General features: G+C 64.6%; 15 protein-coding genes and 1 pseudogene. 9 read left to right on the top strand and 7 right to left on the bottom strand.

Translation table 11 applies throughout. From position 1 onward, the window contains the following. Window positions 1-67 precede the first annotated feature (67 nt). Window positions 68-748, top strand: a complete 681-nt coding sequence (locus AC3WLT_RS13910) for a TetR/AcrR family transcriptional regulator (RefSeq protein ID WP_492592390.1) — start codon at window positions 68-70, stop codon at window positions 746-748. Window positions 749-758: 10 nt separating this feature from the next. Here the strand turns inward: AC3WLT_RS13910 and AC3WLT_RS13905 are convergent, their stop codons facing one another. Then, a complete protein-coding gene (locus AC3WLT_RS13905) occupies window positions 759-1490 on the bottom strand; it encodes a ribonuclease activity regulator RraA (protein WP_492592292.1) in 732 nt (243 codons plus the stop codon). A gap of 563 nt (window positions 1491-2053) precedes the next feature. Here AC3WLT_RS13905 and AC3WLT_RS13900 point away from each other — a divergent pair. Further along, entirely contained in the window at window positions 2054-2608 is a 555-nt protein-coding gene (locus AC3WLT_RS13900; protein WP_492592291.1) for a response regulator, read from the top strand. 126 nt (window positions 2609-2734) lie between these two features. Here the strand turns inward: AC3WLT_RS13900 and AC3WLT_RS13895 are convergent, their stop codons facing one another. After that, complete coding sequence (locus AC3WLT_RS13895) at window positions 2735-3310, bottom strand: Fur family transcriptional regulator (RefSeq protein WP_492592290.1); 576 nt, start codon at window positions 3308-3310, stop codon at window positions 2735-2737. A gap of 76 nt (window positions 3311-3386) precedes the next feature. Next, window positions 3387-4013 carry a glutathione S-transferase family protein gene (locus AC3WLT_RS13890; RefSeq protein WP_492592289.1) on the bottom strand — a complete coding sequence of 209 codons (627 nt, stop codon included), beginning with the start codon at window positions 4011-4013 and terminating at the stop codon, window positions 3387-3389. Window positions 4014-4229: 216 nt separating this feature from the next. Between AC3WLT_RS13890 and AC3WLT_RS13885 the strand changes: the two genes are divergently transcribed. Continuing rightward, window positions 4230-5951 carry an ATP-binding domain-containing protein gene (locus AC3WLT_RS13885; RefSeq protein ID WP_492592288.1) on the top strand — a complete coding sequence of 574 codons (1722 nt, stop codon included), beginning with the start codon at window positions 4230-4232 and terminating at the stop codon, window positions 5949-5951. A 9-nt stretch (window positions 5952-5960) separates the two neighbouring features. Here AC3WLT_RS13885 and AC3WLT_RS13880 read toward each other — a convergent pair whose 3' ends face one another. Further along, window positions 5961-6908, bottom strand: coding sequence for a phosphoribosyltransferase (locus AC3WLT_RS13880; protein ID WP_492592287.1), 948 nt, complete (start codon window positions 6906-6908; stop codon window positions 5961-5963). 302 nt (window positions 6909-7210) lie between these two features. On the opposite strand from AC3WLT_RS13880, the gene AC3WLT_RS13875 reads away from it, so the two are divergent. Next, a complete protein-coding gene (locus tag AC3WLT_RS13875) occupies window positions 7211-7729 on the top strand; it encodes a putative pterin-binding protein (RefSeq protein ID WP_492592286.1) in 519 nt (172 codons plus the stop codon). Beyond that, the gene (locus AC3WLT_RS13870) at window positions 7699-9591 is read left to right on the top strand and encodes an ATP-binding response regulator (protein ID WP_492592285.1); all 1893 of its coding nucleotides are present in this window, start codon (window positions 7699-7701) and stop codon (window positions 9589-9591) included. Before AC3WLT_RS13875 ends, AC3WLT_RS13870 begins: the two co-directional genes overlap by 31 nt. A 72-nt stretch (window positions 9592-9663) precedes the next feature. Here AC3WLT_RS13870 and AC3WLT_RS13865 read toward each other — a convergent pair whose 3' ends face one another. From AC3WLT_RS13865 to AC3WLT_RS13855, 3 genes are all read right to left on the bottom strand, one after another. Continuing rightward, on the bottom strand, window positions 9664-10518 hold the full coding sequence (locus AC3WLT_RS13865) for a helix-turn-helix domain-containing protein (RefSeq protein WP_492592284.1): 855 nt from the start codon (window positions 10516-10518) through the stop codon (window positions 9664-9666). A gap of 379 nt (window positions 10519-10897) precedes the next feature. Next, window positions 10898-12238 (bottom strand): type II toxin-antitoxin system HipA family toxin, encoded by a 1341-nt coding sequence (locus tag AC3WLT_RS13860; protein WP_492592283.1) that lies wholly within the window; start codon window positions 12236-12238, stop codon window positions 10898-10900. Window positions 12239-12240: 2 nt separating this feature from the next. After that, window positions 12241-12495, bottom strand: a complete 255-nt coding sequence (locus AC3WLT_RS13855; RefSeq protein WP_492592282.1) for a helix-turn-helix transcriptional regulator — start codon at window positions 12493-12495, stop codon at window positions 12241-12243. A gap of 396 nt (window positions 12496-12891) precedes the next feature. On the opposite strand from AC3WLT_RS13855, the gene AC3WLT_RS13850 reads away from it, so the two are divergent. The 4 genes and pseudogenes from AC3WLT_RS13850 (at window position 12892) to zwf (ending at window position 16374) form a co-directional block, all read left to right on the top strand. Next, window positions 12892-13524 carry a cysteine peptidase family C39 domain-containing protein gene (locus AC3WLT_RS13850; protein WP_492592281.1) on the top strand — a complete coding sequence of 211 codons (633 nt, stop codon included), beginning with the start codon at window positions 12892-12894 and terminating at the stop codon, window positions 13522-13524. Window positions 13525-13537: 13 nt separating this feature from the next. Further along, window positions 13538-13648 (top strand): annotated as a pseudogene (locus AC3WLT_RS13845) (proline racemase family protein); the annotation flags it as partial. Between the two features lie 42 nt (window positions 13649-13690). After that, window positions 13691-14653 carry a bifunctional Delta(1)-pyrroline-2-carboxylate/Delta(1)-piperideine-2-carboxylate reductase gene (gene lhpI, locus AC3WLT_RS13840; protein ID WP_492592280.1) on the top strand — a complete coding sequence of 321 codons (963 nt, stop codon included), beginning with the start codon at window positions 13691-13693 and terminating at the stop codon, window positions 14651-14653. A 239-nt stretch (window positions 14654-14892) separates the two neighbouring features. Beyond that, window positions 14893-16374, top strand: coding sequence for a glucose-6-phosphate dehydrogenase (gene zwf, locus AC3WLT_RS13835; protein ID WP_492592279.1), 1482 nt, complete (start codon window positions 14893-14895; stop codon window positions 16372-16374). The last annotated feature ends 7 nt before the right edge of the window (window positions 16375-16381 follow it).

Genomic DNA, 16381 nt, shown 5'->3' with positions numbered 1-16381 from the left:
GGCGTTGAAATTAATTAATTCGGAGATTAATATATGCGACATCCCTTTAGTCGTCAAATCGAAAGTAATGACCAGTAATGCGTCCGATGAGCATGGCTTGAACAGCGCGCCGGCCCGGCGGCCGGGGAGGCCGTCAGGCTCCGCGCGCGGTTCGGAGCAGCGCAGCCGTCTGCTGGATGCCGCGCTGGCGCTGTTCGCGCGGCAGGGCATCGTCGACACCACGCTCGGGGCGATTGCTCGCGAGGCGGGTTTCACGCCGGCGATGGTGCATTACTACTTCAAGACGCGCGATCAACTGCTCGACGTGCTCATCGACGAGCGTTTCGTTCCGCTGCGCGCGTCTCTGAGCGGCCCGTTCCAGGAAAATCCGGACGATCCGGTGGCGGCCATCACGCAACTCGCGCAGCGGTTCGTGCAGGTCGCGGCGGACTATCCGTGGTTCCCGTCGCTGTGGGTACGCGAAGTGATCAGCGATGGCGGCTTGCTGCGCCAGCGCATGCACGAACGCTTCGGCGACGCTCAGCAGAAGGCGGCGTTGTCGTGTATCGCGCGCTGGCAAAAGGAAGGGCGTCTGAATGCGGAGCTGGAGCCGTCACTGGTGTTTGTCAGCTTGCTCGGGCTGACGATTCTGCCGTTGGCCACCTCGAAGCTGTGGCGTGACGATCCGGTGCGCCGCAATATCGGCGGCGAGGAGATCGCGCGGCATGCGGTGGCGCTGCTGACACACGGCGTCGGACCGCAGCGGTAGCCGGTTGCGCTCAGCGTGGCTTGTGCGCGCCGCGATTCTTTTTCCACACTTCGTAAGCCGCTTTTGTCGCGTCGCTCGGCGGGTACGTGCCGGGCAGCGCTGCGCCCGTGCGGATACGGCCGGTGAGAAATTCTTCGAGTTGCTCCTGTTCGGCGGCAGCTTGCGCGACTTCGGCGGCCATCTCGCGCGGGATCACGACCACGCCGTCTGCGTCGCCGACGATCACATCGCCGGGAAACACGGCTACGCCGCCGCAACCGATCGGCACATTGATATCGACCGCATGGTGGCGAATCAGATTCGGCGGCGCGCTCGCGCCCGCGCAGAACACCGGGATGCCGAGCGCGGCGATCGTTGTGCTGTCGCGCACCGGGCCGTCGGACACCATGCCGGCCACGCCGCGGACCTGCAAACGCTGCGTCAGTATCGAGCCGAACGACGCGCTGCCGCGCTCGCCGCGGCAATCCTGCACGAGCACATGGCCGGCTGGAATCGTCTCGACGCATTTGCGCTGCGCGTACTCGGGATTGGCAAACAGGTCGAGCACGTCGATGTCTTCGCGCGACGGGATATTGCGCAACGTGAATGCCGGTCCGACCAGATTTGCGCCGCTGTGTGGGGCGAGCGACGCGACGCCTTGCATGAAGGTATTGCGCAAGCCGCGCTTGAATAGTTGGGTGGTCAGCGTGGCGGTGCTGACATGGCGGAGCGTTTCGAGCGTGGCGGAGTCGAGATCGGACATGGTGTCGGGCGGCCTCAAGTGTGGGAGCGAAAAGACGGCGATCAGCGGGTAATCACATGGCGTGCTGCAGCGCTCGGTTGAACGCAACCGATGCGGTCTCGCGGACACGATGATAGCGCCGCCGTCGCGGGTGGCGCGACAGGCTTTCTATAGACGATAAACGAGCCGCCGCGGCGTGACACCGGCGAGGCACGCCGCGGCACGCAATGTGCTCCCTAACGAGTGGATGCGCAGATTGGATGTGCACGCCGCGCAGGAATGGCCGCACTGAGCGCCACACCGAGTGTCGTCCTGCGGGCGTCGCAAGAGAACACTGGATGTCGGAACAGAAGCCGCGCGGGCCGCTACGCATCATCCCGTGCAAGCGGGTTTGCGCGAGCCGCGTCGGCGAATCGGGTGTCGGCATCGGCCGGTCATTGCCTTTCATTGCAATGATGCCGAGGGCCGTTTTTTTCATCGACGTGCAATTTTGGCGGGTTAGTGTGCGCAGCGTGTTGCGCTCGGGCCATGTTTTACAATCGCGAGCCTGTGTGCAACTCGCCGTGTGAAAGCGAGTCGGAATCATGAACAGCAATACCAATACCGTAGCCGCCGGGTTCGGCGGTAAACCGCAACAACCGCAACAACCGCAGGAACCGCAACAACAGCAGGGCGATACGCTGGCCGCGTCTGACGGCCTAACCGGTTTTATAGAGCAACAACGGAAAATGAACGGAGCATTGAGACTCGATCAGGCCACGATCGTGCTCGTCGAAGACGACCCGGATAGCCGGGAATCGCTGACTTTGTTACTCGAAGCGGAAGGAGCGCATGTCGTCGCGGTGGCGGATGCGGAAGAGGGCGTCGAGGCAGCGCTGCGCCTGTTGCCCGATGCCGTGGTGTGCGACCTCGAATTGCCGGCCATGGACGGCTTCTATCTGATCCAGCGGCTGCGCGATCACGAGATTCGCGGCGATCACGCGCCCTCGGTAGCCGTGGCGCTGACGGGCCACACCGACGACGCTTACCGGCTGCGCAGCATCGGCGAAGGTTTCCAGCATTTCATGACCAAACCGGCGTTGCCGGAAGACCTGGTGACGTTGCTGCACGACGCGATCGACGCCCGCGCCGCGGGCTGATCAGTCTGGCGGCCGATTTCGGGCCCGATCTCAGGCCCGATTCCAGGCCGCTTCGAGTCCGACACCAAACGGTTTCCAGCGCCTTGACGCTGGAAACCGCGACGGCCAGATGGCTAATACCCGCTCTTATTTAGCGGCGGCTACCGGCGTTGCCGAACCAGCCGCAGAGGCTGCGGCTTCCGCAGCCTGACAGGCGGAACACAATCCCTTCAATTCGATTTCTTCGCTTGCAAGGCGGTAGCCCGCGTCTTCGATTTGCGCGACGAGCGCCTGGCGCAGCTTCGGCTGATGCAGTTCGGTGACGTTGCCGCATTGCTGGCAGACCACCAGAATGCCGTGCTGGCATTGGGTCAGATCGTGGCAGACGGTGAACGCGTTGATCGATTCGATCCGATGCACGAGCCCCGCCGACAGCAGAAAGTCGAGCGCCCGATAAACCGTGGGCGGCGCCGAGCCGGGATGAATCTGCCGCATGTCATCGAGCAGCGAATAAGCTTTGGTGGCGCGCCCGGAATTCAGCAGCAATTCCAGCACCTTGCGGCGGATCGGCGTGAGCTTCTCGCCGCGCTCGCGGCAATATTCTTCGGCCAGCACGAGGGCGGCTTCCGGCGAAGCGCCGTGCGTGTGCCCTGGCCCATGAGGACGAGCGGCGGTGGCGGGTGTGGCTTTGTCGGCGGTTGCGGCGGGCTTGGCGGTCTTCATGCGTCGATTATAAAGGCCATCGCGCCTGGCTGTGGCAGGGCTGCAGCATGGCGATGGCGGCCGCCCGCACAGAGGCTCAGGTCAGCGGGGCGTCGATGTATTTCTTGAAACCCGGGCGCGTTGCAAGCCGCGAATACCAGCGCTCCAGATTCGGCAGAGCGGGGCGTTCGATACCGTCCAGCCCGAACCAGCGTTTCGCGTACGCGCCGATCACGATGTCGGCCAGCGTGAACTTCTCGCCTTCGAGAAAGAAACGGCCCCGCAGATGCGTGTCGAGCAGCCGCCACAGCAAGGTGACCGCTTCGACGTCGGCGGCGAGTTTGGCGGCGTCGCGCTCGGCGGCCGGCGTGCGCACGAGGGCCCAGAACACCGGGCGCTCGGCGGGTTGCAGCGTGGAGAGCGACCAGTCGAGCCAGCGGTCGATGCTCGCGCGCAGTTTCGGCTCGGACGAGTACAAGAGGCTCGATTCGCCATATTGCAGCACCAGATAACGCAGAATCGAATTCGATTCCCACAGCACGAAGTCGTCATCGACCAGCGTCGGAATCTTGGCCGTAGGGTTCATCGCGAGATAGTCGGGTTCGTTGTTGCGGCCGAATTGCAGGCCCGCGTCGATGCGCTCGTACGGCAGCACCAGTTCATCGCAACACCACAAAACTTTCTGGACGTTGACTGAATTGGCGCGTCCCCAGATCGTAATCATCCGGTCAATCCTTTTTTCTTACAGTTGGCAAGCCGCGCACCTCGCGCGGCGTTCGACCGGTAACGATACACGATGCCGCGGCTTTGCGACGCGTCGGGCCACGCGTCGGACCACATCGGGCCGCAATCCGCGCTGCCCGCAGCGGTGCAATCCGCCGTGCCGGCAAGGCGCGCGCGTTGCGTACAATGAGCGCACCCGAATCTGACGAGGCACCGCATGGCCCGCATTGTCCCCGACGACTGGAAGAGCCTCGCCGCCACCGGCGCGGCGGCACGCGAACGCGAAACCCTCGCATTGCTGGAACAAGCCCTGCCGCACGATTACACCGTCTATCACGGCGTGCATTGGACCCGGCTGAATCAGAACTTCTCGGTGTTCGGTGAGGCCGACTTCGTGATCGTCAGTCCGTCGGGACGCGTGATGATCGTCGAGCAGAAAACCGGCTTCCTGCGCGAGACGCCGAAGGGGCTCGTCAAGGTCTATCTTCAGACGGAACGCAACGTGGCGATTGCGCTCGCGCACACCGTCGAAGGGATGCACCGGCGCTTTACCGCCGCGTTCGGCGCGGGGACCTATTTCATCGAAGAGCTGTTGTATTGTCCGGACCACATCGTCAAGGATGCGGCGATCGCCGGCGTGAATCCCGCGCGCATCGTCGACGCGACGCGCCGCGACCGGCTCGCGGCGATCATTCGCGACGCATTGCCGGCGGACGAGCCGCGCCTCGCCTGCGCGCCGAAGATCCACCATTTTCTCGCCGACGAACTCGCGCTCACGCCCGACACCAGCGCGCTGGTCGGTCAGGCCGGCACGCTCGTCACGCGGCTGGCCGGCGGTCTCGCGACATGGGCGCGGCGGCTCGAGTTCTCGCCGTTCCGGTTACGCGTGATCGGCACGGCCGGTTCCGGCAAGACCCAACTGGCGGTGCAGGTGATGAAGGACGCCGTGGCGCGCGGGCAGCGGCCTTTGTACGTGTGCTTCAACCGGCCGCTCGCGGATCACATCGTGCGGGTCGCGCCGCCCGAGGCGAAGGTGGCGAACTACCACCAGCTATGCGACTGGATCGCGCGCGACGCGGGCCGCGAGCCGGATTTCCAGGCCCGCGACGTGTCCCCCAAGGGGACTTCCTCCGGGGCGTTCGACCAGCTCGAAACGATTTTTGTGCAAACGCCGATCGACGCGCGCTGGCAGTTCGACGTGCTGATCGTCGACGAAGGGCAGGATTTCCAGCAGCCCTGGGTGGCCGCGCTCGAACGCCTTTTACGGCCCGGCGCCGCGTGGTGGTGGCTCGAAGACCCGTTGCAGAATCTGTATATGCGTGAGCCGGTTACTTTGCCCGGCTGGACCACGCTGAAAGAGACCACCAACTACCGCAGTCCGCGCGACATTCTCGACTACGTGCGCGACGTGGTCGGCGCCTCGGTGCCGGTCGCGGCGGGGCTCGCGTCGGGCAGTCCGTTCGACGGCTCCGAGATTTCGCTGTCAGTCTATGACGAAGCGAACGCCGCCGGGGGCAGCATCGACGCAACCAAGCGTGCGATCACGCAGGCGCTGTCGCTCGGGTTCCGCAAGCAGGATATCGCGGTGTTGTCGTTTCGCGGCCGCGAGGGCTCGGCGATGAGCGCGCAGGATCACCTCGGGCCGCATCGGCTGCGCAGCTTCACCGGCAAGTACGATCTGTTCGGCAACCCGGAGTATCGCGAAGGCGATGTGCTGTTCGAGTCGATCTATCGCTTCAAGGGCCAGGCGGCGCCGTGCGTGATCCTCACCGAGGTCGACTTCGATGCGTTCGACGAGCGTACCGCCCGCAAGCTGTTCGTCGGCGCCACGCGCGCGACGATGAAGCTGATCGTCGTCGCGTCGCAACGGGCCGCGCGGCATCTGCGTCCGCGGGACGGCAAGGAAGCGACAGCGACCCGGGAAGCGAAAGAAGCGTAGGGCCCACGCTCAGTGCCACGCGCGCGCGCTGACCAGCGTGCCGGTTTGCGTGTGCGCGTCCCACCAGATCACCCGCAACAGCGGCGCCTGCTGCGCGATCAGCAGCGCCTGCACCGGATCGCTCTCGACAAAATGCGTGACGCCGCCGCGCAACGCCGCGCTGGCCTTGTGAGCGGCGGCGCCGGCGGGGCTTTCGTCGTGCGTGTCCGGCGTGCGCATTACCAGTTGCATATGACCGAAGCCGTGCCGGGCGAGCCATGCCTCGGTGCGCGCGCGATCCAGCTCCGGCCGGCCGGTGATGATGGTGCGAACCCGCGGCAAATCGATGCCGGGCAGCGCCTCGAAAGGCCGCAGTGCGTCGCGTTCGGCGAGCGCGGCGGCCAGATCCTCGTCGTAGCGCGCGAGCGGCACGTCGGGCAGCAGAATGCCGTCGAGGTCGATCGCGTAGGTCGCGTATTCATGATCGTCGGCCATCGCGGGCGCGGCGCCTGCTTCGACGCGCTCCCAGTCCTGCCGATAACGCTCGGTGTACGCCTGACGCTCCCACGGAAACAGCGCGAAGTAGCCGCGCGCGTCGATCGCGTAATCGGGTTGAATGCGGCTCAGATCATCGACCGCGCCGGTCAGGGTCTTGACGTCGAGGCCGTGCCGCTCGAGGAACGCGATGCAGTCGGCCAGCGTAAAGCCGCGCCCCGCGATGTCTTCGCATAGCAGCACCTTGGCGCCCGCGGGCGGGATCGGCAGCGTCGAATCCCAGGCCGCCGTGCGAGTCTTGCGGTCGTAGCGCAGAAACGCCACCGGCGTGCCGGCCGCATGCGAAACCATCAGCGCGAGCGGCGCGCCGCCGCGCAGTATGCCGATCGCCATTGTGAAGCGCTCTGCCAGCAACGCCAGTTGCAGCGATTCGATCCAGTGGTCGAGTTGTTCGTACGTCAGGGGCAAAACCGGCTTGTTCATGACTCTTGTTGCATCGTGTTGCCAGCGCGTGGCGGGCGTTATGTCCACAGCGAACGTCGCGCGGCGGCGGCGCGGCGCGCGCCCTCGTTTTTGAGGCAGGGAATTTTGGCGATATTATGCATGCGGTTCAAAGATCGCGCGTCGGGGTTGACGCGCGTCGCCGGCCGGGGCGTGCCGCGGCCGGGGCGTGCCGCGGCCGGCGGCGCAGCGGACTGGAAAAGGGCGGCAGGCGCGCTGAATCGACGAGAGTCGATGCCGTGCGAAGCCGCCCGCAAAAAGCAAATAACGGAACAAGAAAGCAAATGACCAAGGTGACCGCAGGGATGTACGGCAGGAAAAAAGCGTACTGGATGATGGCGATGGGCCTGATTTTCGCACTGGCCGCGTGGGGTGCGCAGGCGCAGTCGTTGGCGCTCGACGTGACGGGCAAAATCGGCAAGACCACCGACGCCTCACACGGGGTGTATCACTTCACGGAGGCGCAATTGCTCGCGCTGCCGGCCCATTCCATTACGACCGCGACCACCTGGACTCCGCGTTCCACCTTCACGGGGCCGCTGCTCGCGGATATCCTGAAGGCGGTCGGCGCGTACGGCAGCGAAGTGGAGTTCCATACGCTCGACGACTACACGTACACGGTGCCGGTATCGGACTGCGACCGCTACGGCGTGATCGTGGCCTACAGCATGAACGGGCAGCGTCTGAAGATCAGCGACTTCGGGCCGTTGTTTCTTATCTATCCGCGCGACGCGTTTCCTGCAGAACTCGCGGGCGCCGACTCGAAATTCGTATGGCAGATCAAGGCTCTCATCGTCAAATAGCGCGCAGTCCATTGCGCCGTTTCCTCTACGTGCTGATCTGGCTGACCGCGCTCGCGGCGCCGGCCGGCGCGATCGGCTACCTGCTGTACGCGAACCTGCTCAATCCGCGCGCCACTGAACAGTTGACCGGCACTTACGACGGCTTCTACTGGGACGCCGCGCAATTGCAGATTGCCTACGCGCGCTTCGAGAACCAGCTGCTGCTCTATCAGTCGGGTGTCGATGACGACTATCCGCGGCTGATACTGCGCTACCAGCTGCTGCAATCGAAGCTGCACGTGATGGCCGGTTCCACGCGCCGGCTGACCACTCAGCTCGAGCTGCTGCAACGGCAACTGGACGAAATCCAGTCGCTCGATCATCTGCTGGGCGGTATCGGGCCCGAGGTCGACGTGTTGCCCAAGGATCGCAGCCACGCCAATGAGATCGTCGCGGCGTTGCGTGCGCACTGGAACGAGGTCAACGATCTCGCGTTGAGCCGCCGTTTCGCGGATGTGGCGGACCGCGAAGCGATGAACCGCGATTTCATCGACAAGCGCCGCATGCTGTTTGCCGGCGGGCTGCTGCTGCTGTTGCTGTCGGCGGCGGCGACCACGCTGCTGGTGCTCAACGGCCGCCGCCGCACGCGCCTGATGCATCAGCAGCATGCGGCGCTCGAAGCGGAGCATCAGGCGAGCCGCGCCGCGCGCGAGGCGAGTCTCGCGAAGGATGCGTTTCTCGGCATGATCAGCCACGAACTGCGCACGCCGTTGCACGCGATCGTGTCGTCGATCGAATTGCTGGGTTTCAACTTTCATTCCGAAGCCGACCGCAAGGTGATCCAGCGGCTCGAAACCGCGGCGCGTCATCTGGAAGCGCAGATGAAGGACCTGACCGACTATGCGCGCCTCGGCGCCGGCAAGCTCGAGTTGCGCCACGAGCATTTCGAGCCGCGCGAGCTGCTGGCGTCGATCGTCGACGAACATGCGATGTCGGCGGCCGCGCGCGGTCTCAAGCTCGAAAGCGAAGCGAGTGGCGTGAGCGGCCTCGTCGATTCCGATCCGCACCGCATCCGTCAGATCGTCAACAACCTGGTCACCAACGCGATCCGCTATACGGAAACCGGCACGGTTCGCCTGCGGCTGAAGCAACGGCCGGCGGCGCTGATCTTCGTGGTCAGCGATACGGGGCCGGGCGTGCCGAGCGCACAGATTCCGCTGATCTTCCAGGAGTTCACGCAGCTGGATGCGTCGCGCACGCGCCGCTTCGAGGGCGCCGGCATGGGGCTGACGATCGTGCAGGGACTGGTCAGGCTGTTCGGCGGCACCGTCGACGTGGCAAGCACGGTGGGCGAGGGCACGACCTTCACGGTGACGATTCCGGTCACGCCGGTCGCGGCCGCGGCGCCGCCCGACGTGGCGGGGGGGGCCCACGCCGAACCGGGCGGCGCGCGGCCGTGCGTGCTGATCGTCGACGACAACCGGCTGATTCGCGAATCGCTCAGCGAAATGGTCGCGCACATGGATTTCGATGCGCACGCCGTCGCCAATGCCGACGACGCGCTCGCGTGGCTCGATGCCTGGCACTGCGACGTGGTGTTGCTCGATCTGCACATGCCGGAGCGCGACGGCTATACCTTTCTCGCGGACTTCGCCGCGCGCGGCGGGCCGTCGGCGGGCGTGCCGGTGATCGTGGTCAGCGCTTATGCGCCCGAGCCGGGGGCGGTGGGTGCGGCGGATGTGGCAGGCGGACAGGGACAGAGACAGGGGCAGGGTGGAACAGCCGGATCGCAGCCGTTTTTCGATGCGTTATTAAAGCCGGTACATTACGAGGAACTGCGCAGCGCATTGCAGCGTGCATTGGCTTCGCGGCATTTCGCGTGATGCGGCGTCCGGGGTTCGCGGAGGGCGGTGGGCATCAACCTGAGCACGCACCTTCAGCCGCTTGCCGGCGCGTCAGGGCCGGTTGAGCCGCTTGGATAGATCGGCGACGAGGATCGCCATGCGCGCCGGCTTTTCATAGCAGGCGACGTCGTAATTGCGGATGACCTGGCTGATCTCCGATTCGCTGGCCTTGCCGGTCAGCAGCTCGCCGGTCAGCACGAAAATCGGCGCGTCCGGATTCTCCGACGCGCGCACCGAGCGAATCGCCGCTGCGGAAGTTTGCGAGCCGAACAGCCAGTCGATCACCACGCCGTCGAAGACCTGCGTTTGCAGGTGCTCCGCGAATGCCGCGAGGCCGTAAATCGCTACCGCGGTGAAACCGCTGCGCTCCAGGTAGTCGCGCAGATTGTCCGCGGAGGCCTGATCGTCGTCGACCACCGCGATGGTCGGCTTATCGGTTTCGGCGCGGCGCGGATAGATCTCGATCTTGTGGACTTCGTACGCGCTTTGGTAGAGCGTGCCGTCGTGACGCGCGACGCGCCATTGGCCGAGTTTCGAGTAGGCGACGAATTCCGGGCGGCTGCCCGGTTCGAGCGCGGCGCCCACCCACGCGGTGCAGGCCAGCTCGATCGCGCCGATGCTGAACACCGCTTCCTGGGCGATTGCGCCGACCATGCCGGGGTCGAGCGACTGCGCGCCGAACAGTTGCGCGGCGGGTTCGCCGAATACCTCGGCGACCTTCTTGATCTGCGACAGGGTCCACGGGCTGTTGCCGCGCAGCTTGCGGTGTCCCTGCGAAAAACTCAGATCGAGGATGCGGCATAGTTCCGTGGTTTGCTGGCGTTTGCCGATTCCATGCCGGCTCATCAACTCGCGCACACGCTCGGCGACTGCGATGGAGTCAGGTGAGTTTGTTTCGTTGGCCATACTGCGTGAAAATCCGCCGTCTTAAAGGGTGGCTGTGGGGAGCGCGATACGATACGCGCAGCATTGCCATGCACGTTTGCCATGCGTTGACGAGGCTACGCGGGGGACAGCAAATGTATCGTAAAAAATATCGCACTCTGTAATTTTGTGTGACCGTCGCCGAGCCGGCCGGGGCCGGGGCTCGAAACGGACAAAGTCGGCGACTCGCTTATGCGTTCTGAATCGAATGCATTTTACCGATGAAACCTCGCCGCATCTGTAGAGAAATATGCCGGGTTTGTCCGGGCATGTGCGGCGGCGCGCCTCGCCGAGGCCGCGACGCCGTGTGCATCGCCCGCGCGCGCCCCGTGCAGGTCCCATGCAGGTCCCGCGCAGGTCCTTACTGCGCGGGCATTTTTTCGAGTTTGGCCGCCGAGTTTTTCAAACCTTTGAAGATGCGCTCGGCGACTTTGCCCGGGAACCGTTCGGGCAATTCGGCCGAGACCCGTTCGATCACCTCCGGCGTCTGTTCGACCAGCCGCTGGATCAGCGGCTCGGCGTTCGCGCCGTAGGAGCACTTCAGCGCCATCGTGTTGAAGTGGCGCCGCTGCACGTCGCGGAACGCGTCGTGTTTGCTCCTCGACCACATCGCCATGGCGAGCTTGGCCTTGAACCATGACCACTGATTCGGGCCGTTGCCTTCCACCGGCCAGATCGACATTACGTCGTAAAGCGGCGTCAGGCGGTACTGTCCGCCCGGCAACAGGCGAATGCTGAAGTTCTTCGCGTGGCCGTCCGGCGCCGCCAGCAGCCAGAACAGGATCTGGCTCGCCAGCAGTGTTTCGAGATCCTGCTGCGCGCTCACCGATTGCTGGAGAATCCGCGCGAGGTCCAGCACGCCCGGGCCGCCCTCGTTTTCGTATTTGCGGTGCGACGGCACGCCGTACACCTGGCAAAAATCTTCCTGCGGCAGACGCAGCAACCATTGCCCGCTCGAATGCAATTGCCGGTCGAAGCGCTCGACGCTCAGCACCCGCTGCTTGCCGAAGGTCAGGATCTCGGTGTTCGCGACCGGCAGCCCATAGGCGCGCAGAATCCGCAAACACAGCCATTCGTTTTCGACCGAGGTGCTGAGGTCGGCCAGCCTGTTGCCGACCAGCCCGAGCGGCAGCTTGAAGATATGCGTGGTGGGCGTGGCGCCATGCGGCCGTTGCCACTTGCCCTCGTGCCAGAGCAGCGCGGTTTTCTCCTGGGCGCCGGCGAGCGAGATGCGGAAATCGTCCGCCTCGTCGGGCGCGCCGAGGGCCGGATTGCCGACGGTGCGCGCCAGCATGGTCTCGATTTCGCTGTCGGAAAGCGGCGTGCCTTCGATCCGCTCGACGCCGACCGGCGCGTCGTCTTCGGCGAGCAGCTGGACGGCGCCCACGCAATCGCGGCCGATGGCTTGCAGCAGATCGAAGGCGTCCAGCGTATCGGTCTGGTAGCGTTGGGCGATGCGCTTTCTGATCGTCTCGCTGTCCGGCAGCAGATTGTCGAAATAATTCAGCACCCGCGGTCCTTTGAGCGCGCTGTTGCTGGGCGTGAACGGCAGCGACAGCGAAAGCGGGCGGCCTGCGGGCGATGCGACCCAGGCGGGATCGTAGGCGAACTCCATGGAGCCGCGGGTGGGAATGCGCCAGGCGCCGACACGTGCGCCGTTGGCCCACACCGAAAGCGCCCGCGAATGGGGTTGGCGGCCCATGCTTACCACTCGACCAAAGTCGCCGGCTCAGGCGCCGGCTGGGTCTTGTCGCGTACCTGCAATTGCAGGCCGTAGGCGCCGCACAATGCCAGCAACTGAGCGAGGGTGAGGGCGGCGGCATCGGTTTCCAGCGCCGAGATGCGGCTCTGGCTGACGCCGATCCGCGCGGCGGCTTCCGCCTGGGTCAGGCCCGCTTGTCGCCGGCCGGCGGCAAGCAACTGGGCCATCTGGTCCGGGGTGGCGACGAGGTGGATCATGGTAAATTATCCGCTAAACGAATAAATGTACTTTATTCGCCACACGAATATTTGTCAATTATTTGTGTGGCAGATACTTGCAGAATATCCGTTTGGCGAATAAACGACAATTATCTGTGACGCGAATAACGGTTGTCCAGATTGTCTATCGACAAGGGGCCTATTGCACCCGCTGCACCCGCTGCCCGTCAGTGCCAAAGCTGCCGCCGTCCGGTTCTCCCAGGCGCGGCAGCATTGCAGACAAGCGAGCGGCCTGCGAAGATTAGGCCCACACTTAAAACCCGTCCGAAAACCCGCCCGCCCGATGACCACGACTTACCCGCTGCTTCGACGGCACGATGCAGCGGCCTCGCAGCATGCTGTAAAAAAACTTCCCTTTCACTCTTTGCGCGACTCATGAACGAACCGACGCTACGCCACACCGGAGTGCCGTACTACACGCAATGGGGCAACCCTGAATGGGTGAGCCACATCGTCGAGCAACAGGGCGACCCGTGCGACGATCCCGGCTGGCGGCGCAGTGGTTTCAGCGAGCCCGAGCGTTACCGGTTCTGGGCCAAACGGCTGTGCGGCCTGACATGTCTCGAATCCGCGCTCGATTACTGGCGCATCGAACACGCGCCGCGCGCGGCGTTGCTCGACGAAGCGCTGCGCCACGGCGTGTACCGGATGCGCGACGACGGCGGTGTCGACGGTCTGATCTACCGGCCATTCGCCGACTGGACTGGCGAGGCGTTCGGCATTCAGGTCGAGGTATTGCCGCAGGCGCCGCTCGAAGAGATGGCCGCGCGCATCGACGGCGACACACTGGCGATCGTCTCCGTGAGCCCGGAGATCCGCTATCCCGAGCGGCCGAATCGCCGCCAGGGCGGGCATCTGATTTTGCTGCACGGGCGCGACAGCGGCGGCGCGTGGTTTCACAATCCGTCGGGCGTCGCGCCGCATCAGGCGGATGTGTATTTGCCGTTCGCGACGATGGCGCGTTTTTACGCCGGACGCGGCATGACGCTGACCCGCGCCGCGCGCTAAAGGGGCGGGCCGCATCGCGCAACTCTATCTGCGCGGCGAACTGGGCCGCGATGAAACGCTCGTCAACGAATCGGTGATCGGCACGATTTTTCGTGGCCGGGTATTGTCGGAGACGAAAGTCACGCAACTGAACGCAACCCATTGCAAGGACTCGATAAACACGCCTATGACCCGCCCGATCACACAGATTTTCGACGCCGCCGCCACCGCGCGGCTGATTCCGTATGCGGCGCTCGTCGACGCCTTGAAACGCGCGAGCATCGACTATGCGCAGCAGCGCATCGCGAGCCCGGAGCGCCTCGTAGTGCCGCTCAACGACGGCGGCATCATGCTGTCGATGCCGGCCACCGCGCCGGATCTCGCGATCCACAAGCTGGTCAATGTGTGCGCGAGCAACGGAGCGCGCGGCTTGCCGACGATTCACGGCCAGGTGATGGCCTTCGACGCCGACACCGGCGAGACGCTCTTCATTCTCGACGGGCCGACGGTGACCGGTAGGCGCACGGCGGCGATGTCGATGCTCGGCATCGCGACCTTCACCGCCGCTGCGCCGCGCGAATTCCTGCTGATCGGCACCGGCACGCAGGCCGTGAACCATCTGGAAGCGATCGGCGAACTGTATCCCGATGCGCGCGTCTGGGTGAAGGGCAGTACGCCCGCGCGGGCCGAAGCGTTTTGCGCCGCGCATCGCGAGCATGGCGCGCATGGTGCGCATGGTGCTAATGCGCGCGACCCGCAGCCGTTGGCGGATCCTGACGCTAACATTCCCCAGTCGATCGACGTCGTGATTGCGCTGACTACCAGCAAGCGGGCCGTCTACGACGAAGCGGCGCGTCTGGGGCGGCTCGTGATCGGCGTCGGCGCGTTTACGCCGGCGATGGTCGAGATCGGCGCGCGCACGATTGCGGACAGCGCGCTTTTTGTCGACGACGAAGCCGGAGCGAAGCACGAAGCCGGCGATTTCATCCAGGCGGGTGTGGATTGGACTCAGGTCGGCGGAATCGCCTCGGCGCTGGAAAATGCCGCATCGGTGCCGCCGGGAAAACCGGTCGTGTTCAAGAGCGTCGGCTGCGCGGCGTGGGATCTGGCGGCGTGCCGGGTGGCGCGCGAAGCCTTGTCAGGCGGCTGAACGCGGCGCGCCGGACGGTTCGAAACGTCCCTTTCAAGTCCTGGCAAAGGCTCGGTAAGCGCGTGTTTCACGGGAGCAAGTTGGCATATTGCGCCAACCTGCGGCACATGTTGCCGTGCAAACAATCTCAAAACGTTGCACCATATGCGTTTGCCAGAAAAAAGTGCCGGTCAGCCGGCGCTTTCGCCTTTTTCTGCCCCTTGACCGACGCCCCTTCATCACGACGTTGCGACCGCGCTATGACGACTAAACACGCTTCTGCCACCCCCGACCTGCCGCTCGACATGATCATTTTCGGCGGCACCGGCGACCTGTCGTTCCGCAAGCTGCTGCCGGCGCTCTACATGGCGCATCTGCACTGCAACCTGCCGCCAGACACCCGTATTCTCACGATCGGCCGCAAGCCCTGGTCGCGCGAGGAGTACATCAACGAATTCATGGAATCGAAGGCGAAGCCCTTCATCGAAAAGAAAGCGTTCGATAGCGGCGCCTGGGACAAATTCCTGTCGCTGTTCGAGTACGTGCGCATGGACGTCGACTCGGTCGAAGACTATGAGCGTCTGAACGCGGTGTCGCGCCCCGGTGCGCGGCGCGTGTTCTATCTCGCCACGTCGCCCGATCTGTTCACGAATATTTGCGACAACCTCGCGGCAGCGGGGCTGGTCGACGGGAATTCGCGCGTCGTGCTGGAAAAGCCGCTGGGCCACGATCTGGCGTCGGCGCAGGAAATCAACATAGCGGTCGGCAAGCATTTCAGCGAAGCGCAGATCTACCGGATCGACCACTACCTCGGCAAGGAAACGGTGCAGAACCTGATGGTGCTGCGTTTCGGCAACGCGATTTTCGGGCCGCTGTGGCAGGCGCCGTATATCAAGCGCGTGCAGATCACGGTGGCCGAAGAGGTCGGCGTGGGCAGCCGCGCGGGCTTCTACGACAAAACCGGCGCGCTGCGCGACATGGTGCAGAACCACTTGCTGCAACTGCTGTGCATCGTTGCGATGGAGCCGCCGGTGTCGCTCGATCCGGATGCGGTGCGCGACGAGAAGCTCAAGGTGCTGCGCTCGCTGCGCCCCATGACGCCCGAGGATATCGCGCGCGATACCGTGCGCGGCCAGTACACGGCCGGCGCGGTGAACGGCGAGCCGGTCAAGGGCTACCTCGAGGAAGACAACGTGCCGCCCAACAGCCGCGCCGAGACCTTCGTCGCATTGCGCGCGTCTATCAACAACTGGCGCTGGGCCAACGTGCCGTTTTTCCTGCGCACCGGCAAGCGCATGCAGAAAAAGGTGTCGGAGATCGTCATCGAGTTTTCCGAGCTGCCGTTCTCGATCATTCCGAGCGGCGGGCGCAATTACGGCAACCGTCTCGTGATCCAGTTGCAGCCGGAGGAATCGATCCAGCTGCAAATGCTCGCGAAGGAGCCGGGCAGCGGCATGCACATGCTGCCGGTGAATCTGAACCTCGACTTGCAGCAGGCCTTCACCGAGCGTCGCGCGGAAGCCTATGAGCGTTTGCTGATCGACGTGATTCGCGGCCGCCTGACGCACTTCATGCGCCGCGACGAACTCGAAGCCGCGTGGGCATGGGCCGAGCCGATTCTGGAAGGCTGGAGTAAATCGGGCGAGCGGCCGCGCGGTTATACGGCAGGCACCTTTGGACCGGCGGCATCGACTGCGCTAATGGCGCGGGAAAATGCGGTGTGGGCGGAAGAGTCGCAGTAAGCGGTTC

The sequence above is a fragment of the Paraburkholderia sp. FW306-2-2C-D06C genome, assembly GCF_058781505.1.
This window is presented reverse-complemented; position numbering and strand designations above follow the sequence as displayed.

Excerpts from the sequence above, each read along its gene's own strand:
- AC3WLT_RS13910 (WP_492592390.1), top strand. The coding sequence starts at position 68 with ATGACCAGTAATGCGTCCGATGAGCATGGCTTGAACAGCGCGCCGGCC.
- AC3WLT_RS13905 (WP_492592292.1), bottom strand. The coding sequence starts at position 1,490 with ATGTCCGATCTCGACTCCGCCACGCTCGAAACGCTCCGCCATGTCAGC.
- AC3WLT_RS13900 (WP_492592291.1), top strand. The coding sequence starts at position 2,054 with ATGAACAGCAATACCAATACCGTAGCCGCCGGGTTCGGCGGTAAACCG.
- AC3WLT_RS13895 (WP_492592290.1), bottom strand. The coding sequence starts at position 3,310 with ATGAAGACCGCCAAGCCCGCCGCAACCGCCGACAAAGCCACACCCGCC.
- AC3WLT_RS13890 (WP_492592289.1), bottom strand. The coding sequence starts at position 4,013 with ATGATTACGATCTGGGGACGCGCCAATTCAGTCAACGTCCAGAAAGTT.
- AC3WLT_RS13885 (WP_492592288.1), top strand. The coding sequence starts at position 4,230 with ATGGCCCGCATTGTCCCCGACGACTGGAAGAGCCTCGCCGCCACCGGC.
- AC3WLT_RS13880 (WP_492592287.1), bottom strand. The coding sequence starts at position 6,908 with ATGAACAAGCCGGTTTTGCCCCTGACGTACGAACAACTCGACCACTGG.
- AC3WLT_RS13875 (WP_492592286.1), top strand. The coding sequence starts at position 7,211 with ATGACCAAGGTGACCGCAGGGATGTACGGCAGGAAAAAAGCGTACTGG.
- AC3WLT_RS13870 (WP_492592285.1), top strand. The coding sequence starts at position 7,699 with ATGGCAGATCAAGGCTCTCATCGTCAAATAGCGCGCAGTCCATTGCGC.
- AC3WLT_RS13865 (WP_492592284.1), bottom strand. The coding sequence starts at position 10,518 with ATGGCCAACGAAACAAACTCACCTGACTCCATCGCAGTCGCCGAGCGT.
- AC3WLT_RS13860 (WP_492592283.1), bottom strand. The coding sequence starts at position 12,238 with ATGGGCCGCCAACCCCATTCGCGGGCGCTTTCGGTGTGGGCCAACGGC.
- AC3WLT_RS13855 (WP_492592282.1), bottom strand. The coding sequence starts at position 12,495 with ATGATCCACCTCGTCGCCACCCCGGACCAGATGGCCCAGTTGCTTGCC.
- AC3WLT_RS13850 (WP_492592281.1), top strand. The coding sequence starts at position 12,892 with ATGAACGAACCGACGCTACGCCACACCGGAGTGCCGTACTACACGCAA.
- lhpI (WP_492592280.1), top strand. The coding sequence starts at position 13,691 with ATGACCCGCCCGATCACACAGATTTTCGACGCCGCCGCCACCGCGCGG.
- zwf (WP_492592279.1), top strand. The coding sequence starts at position 14,893 with ATGACGACTAAACACGCTTCTGCCACCCCCGACCTGCCGCTCGACATG.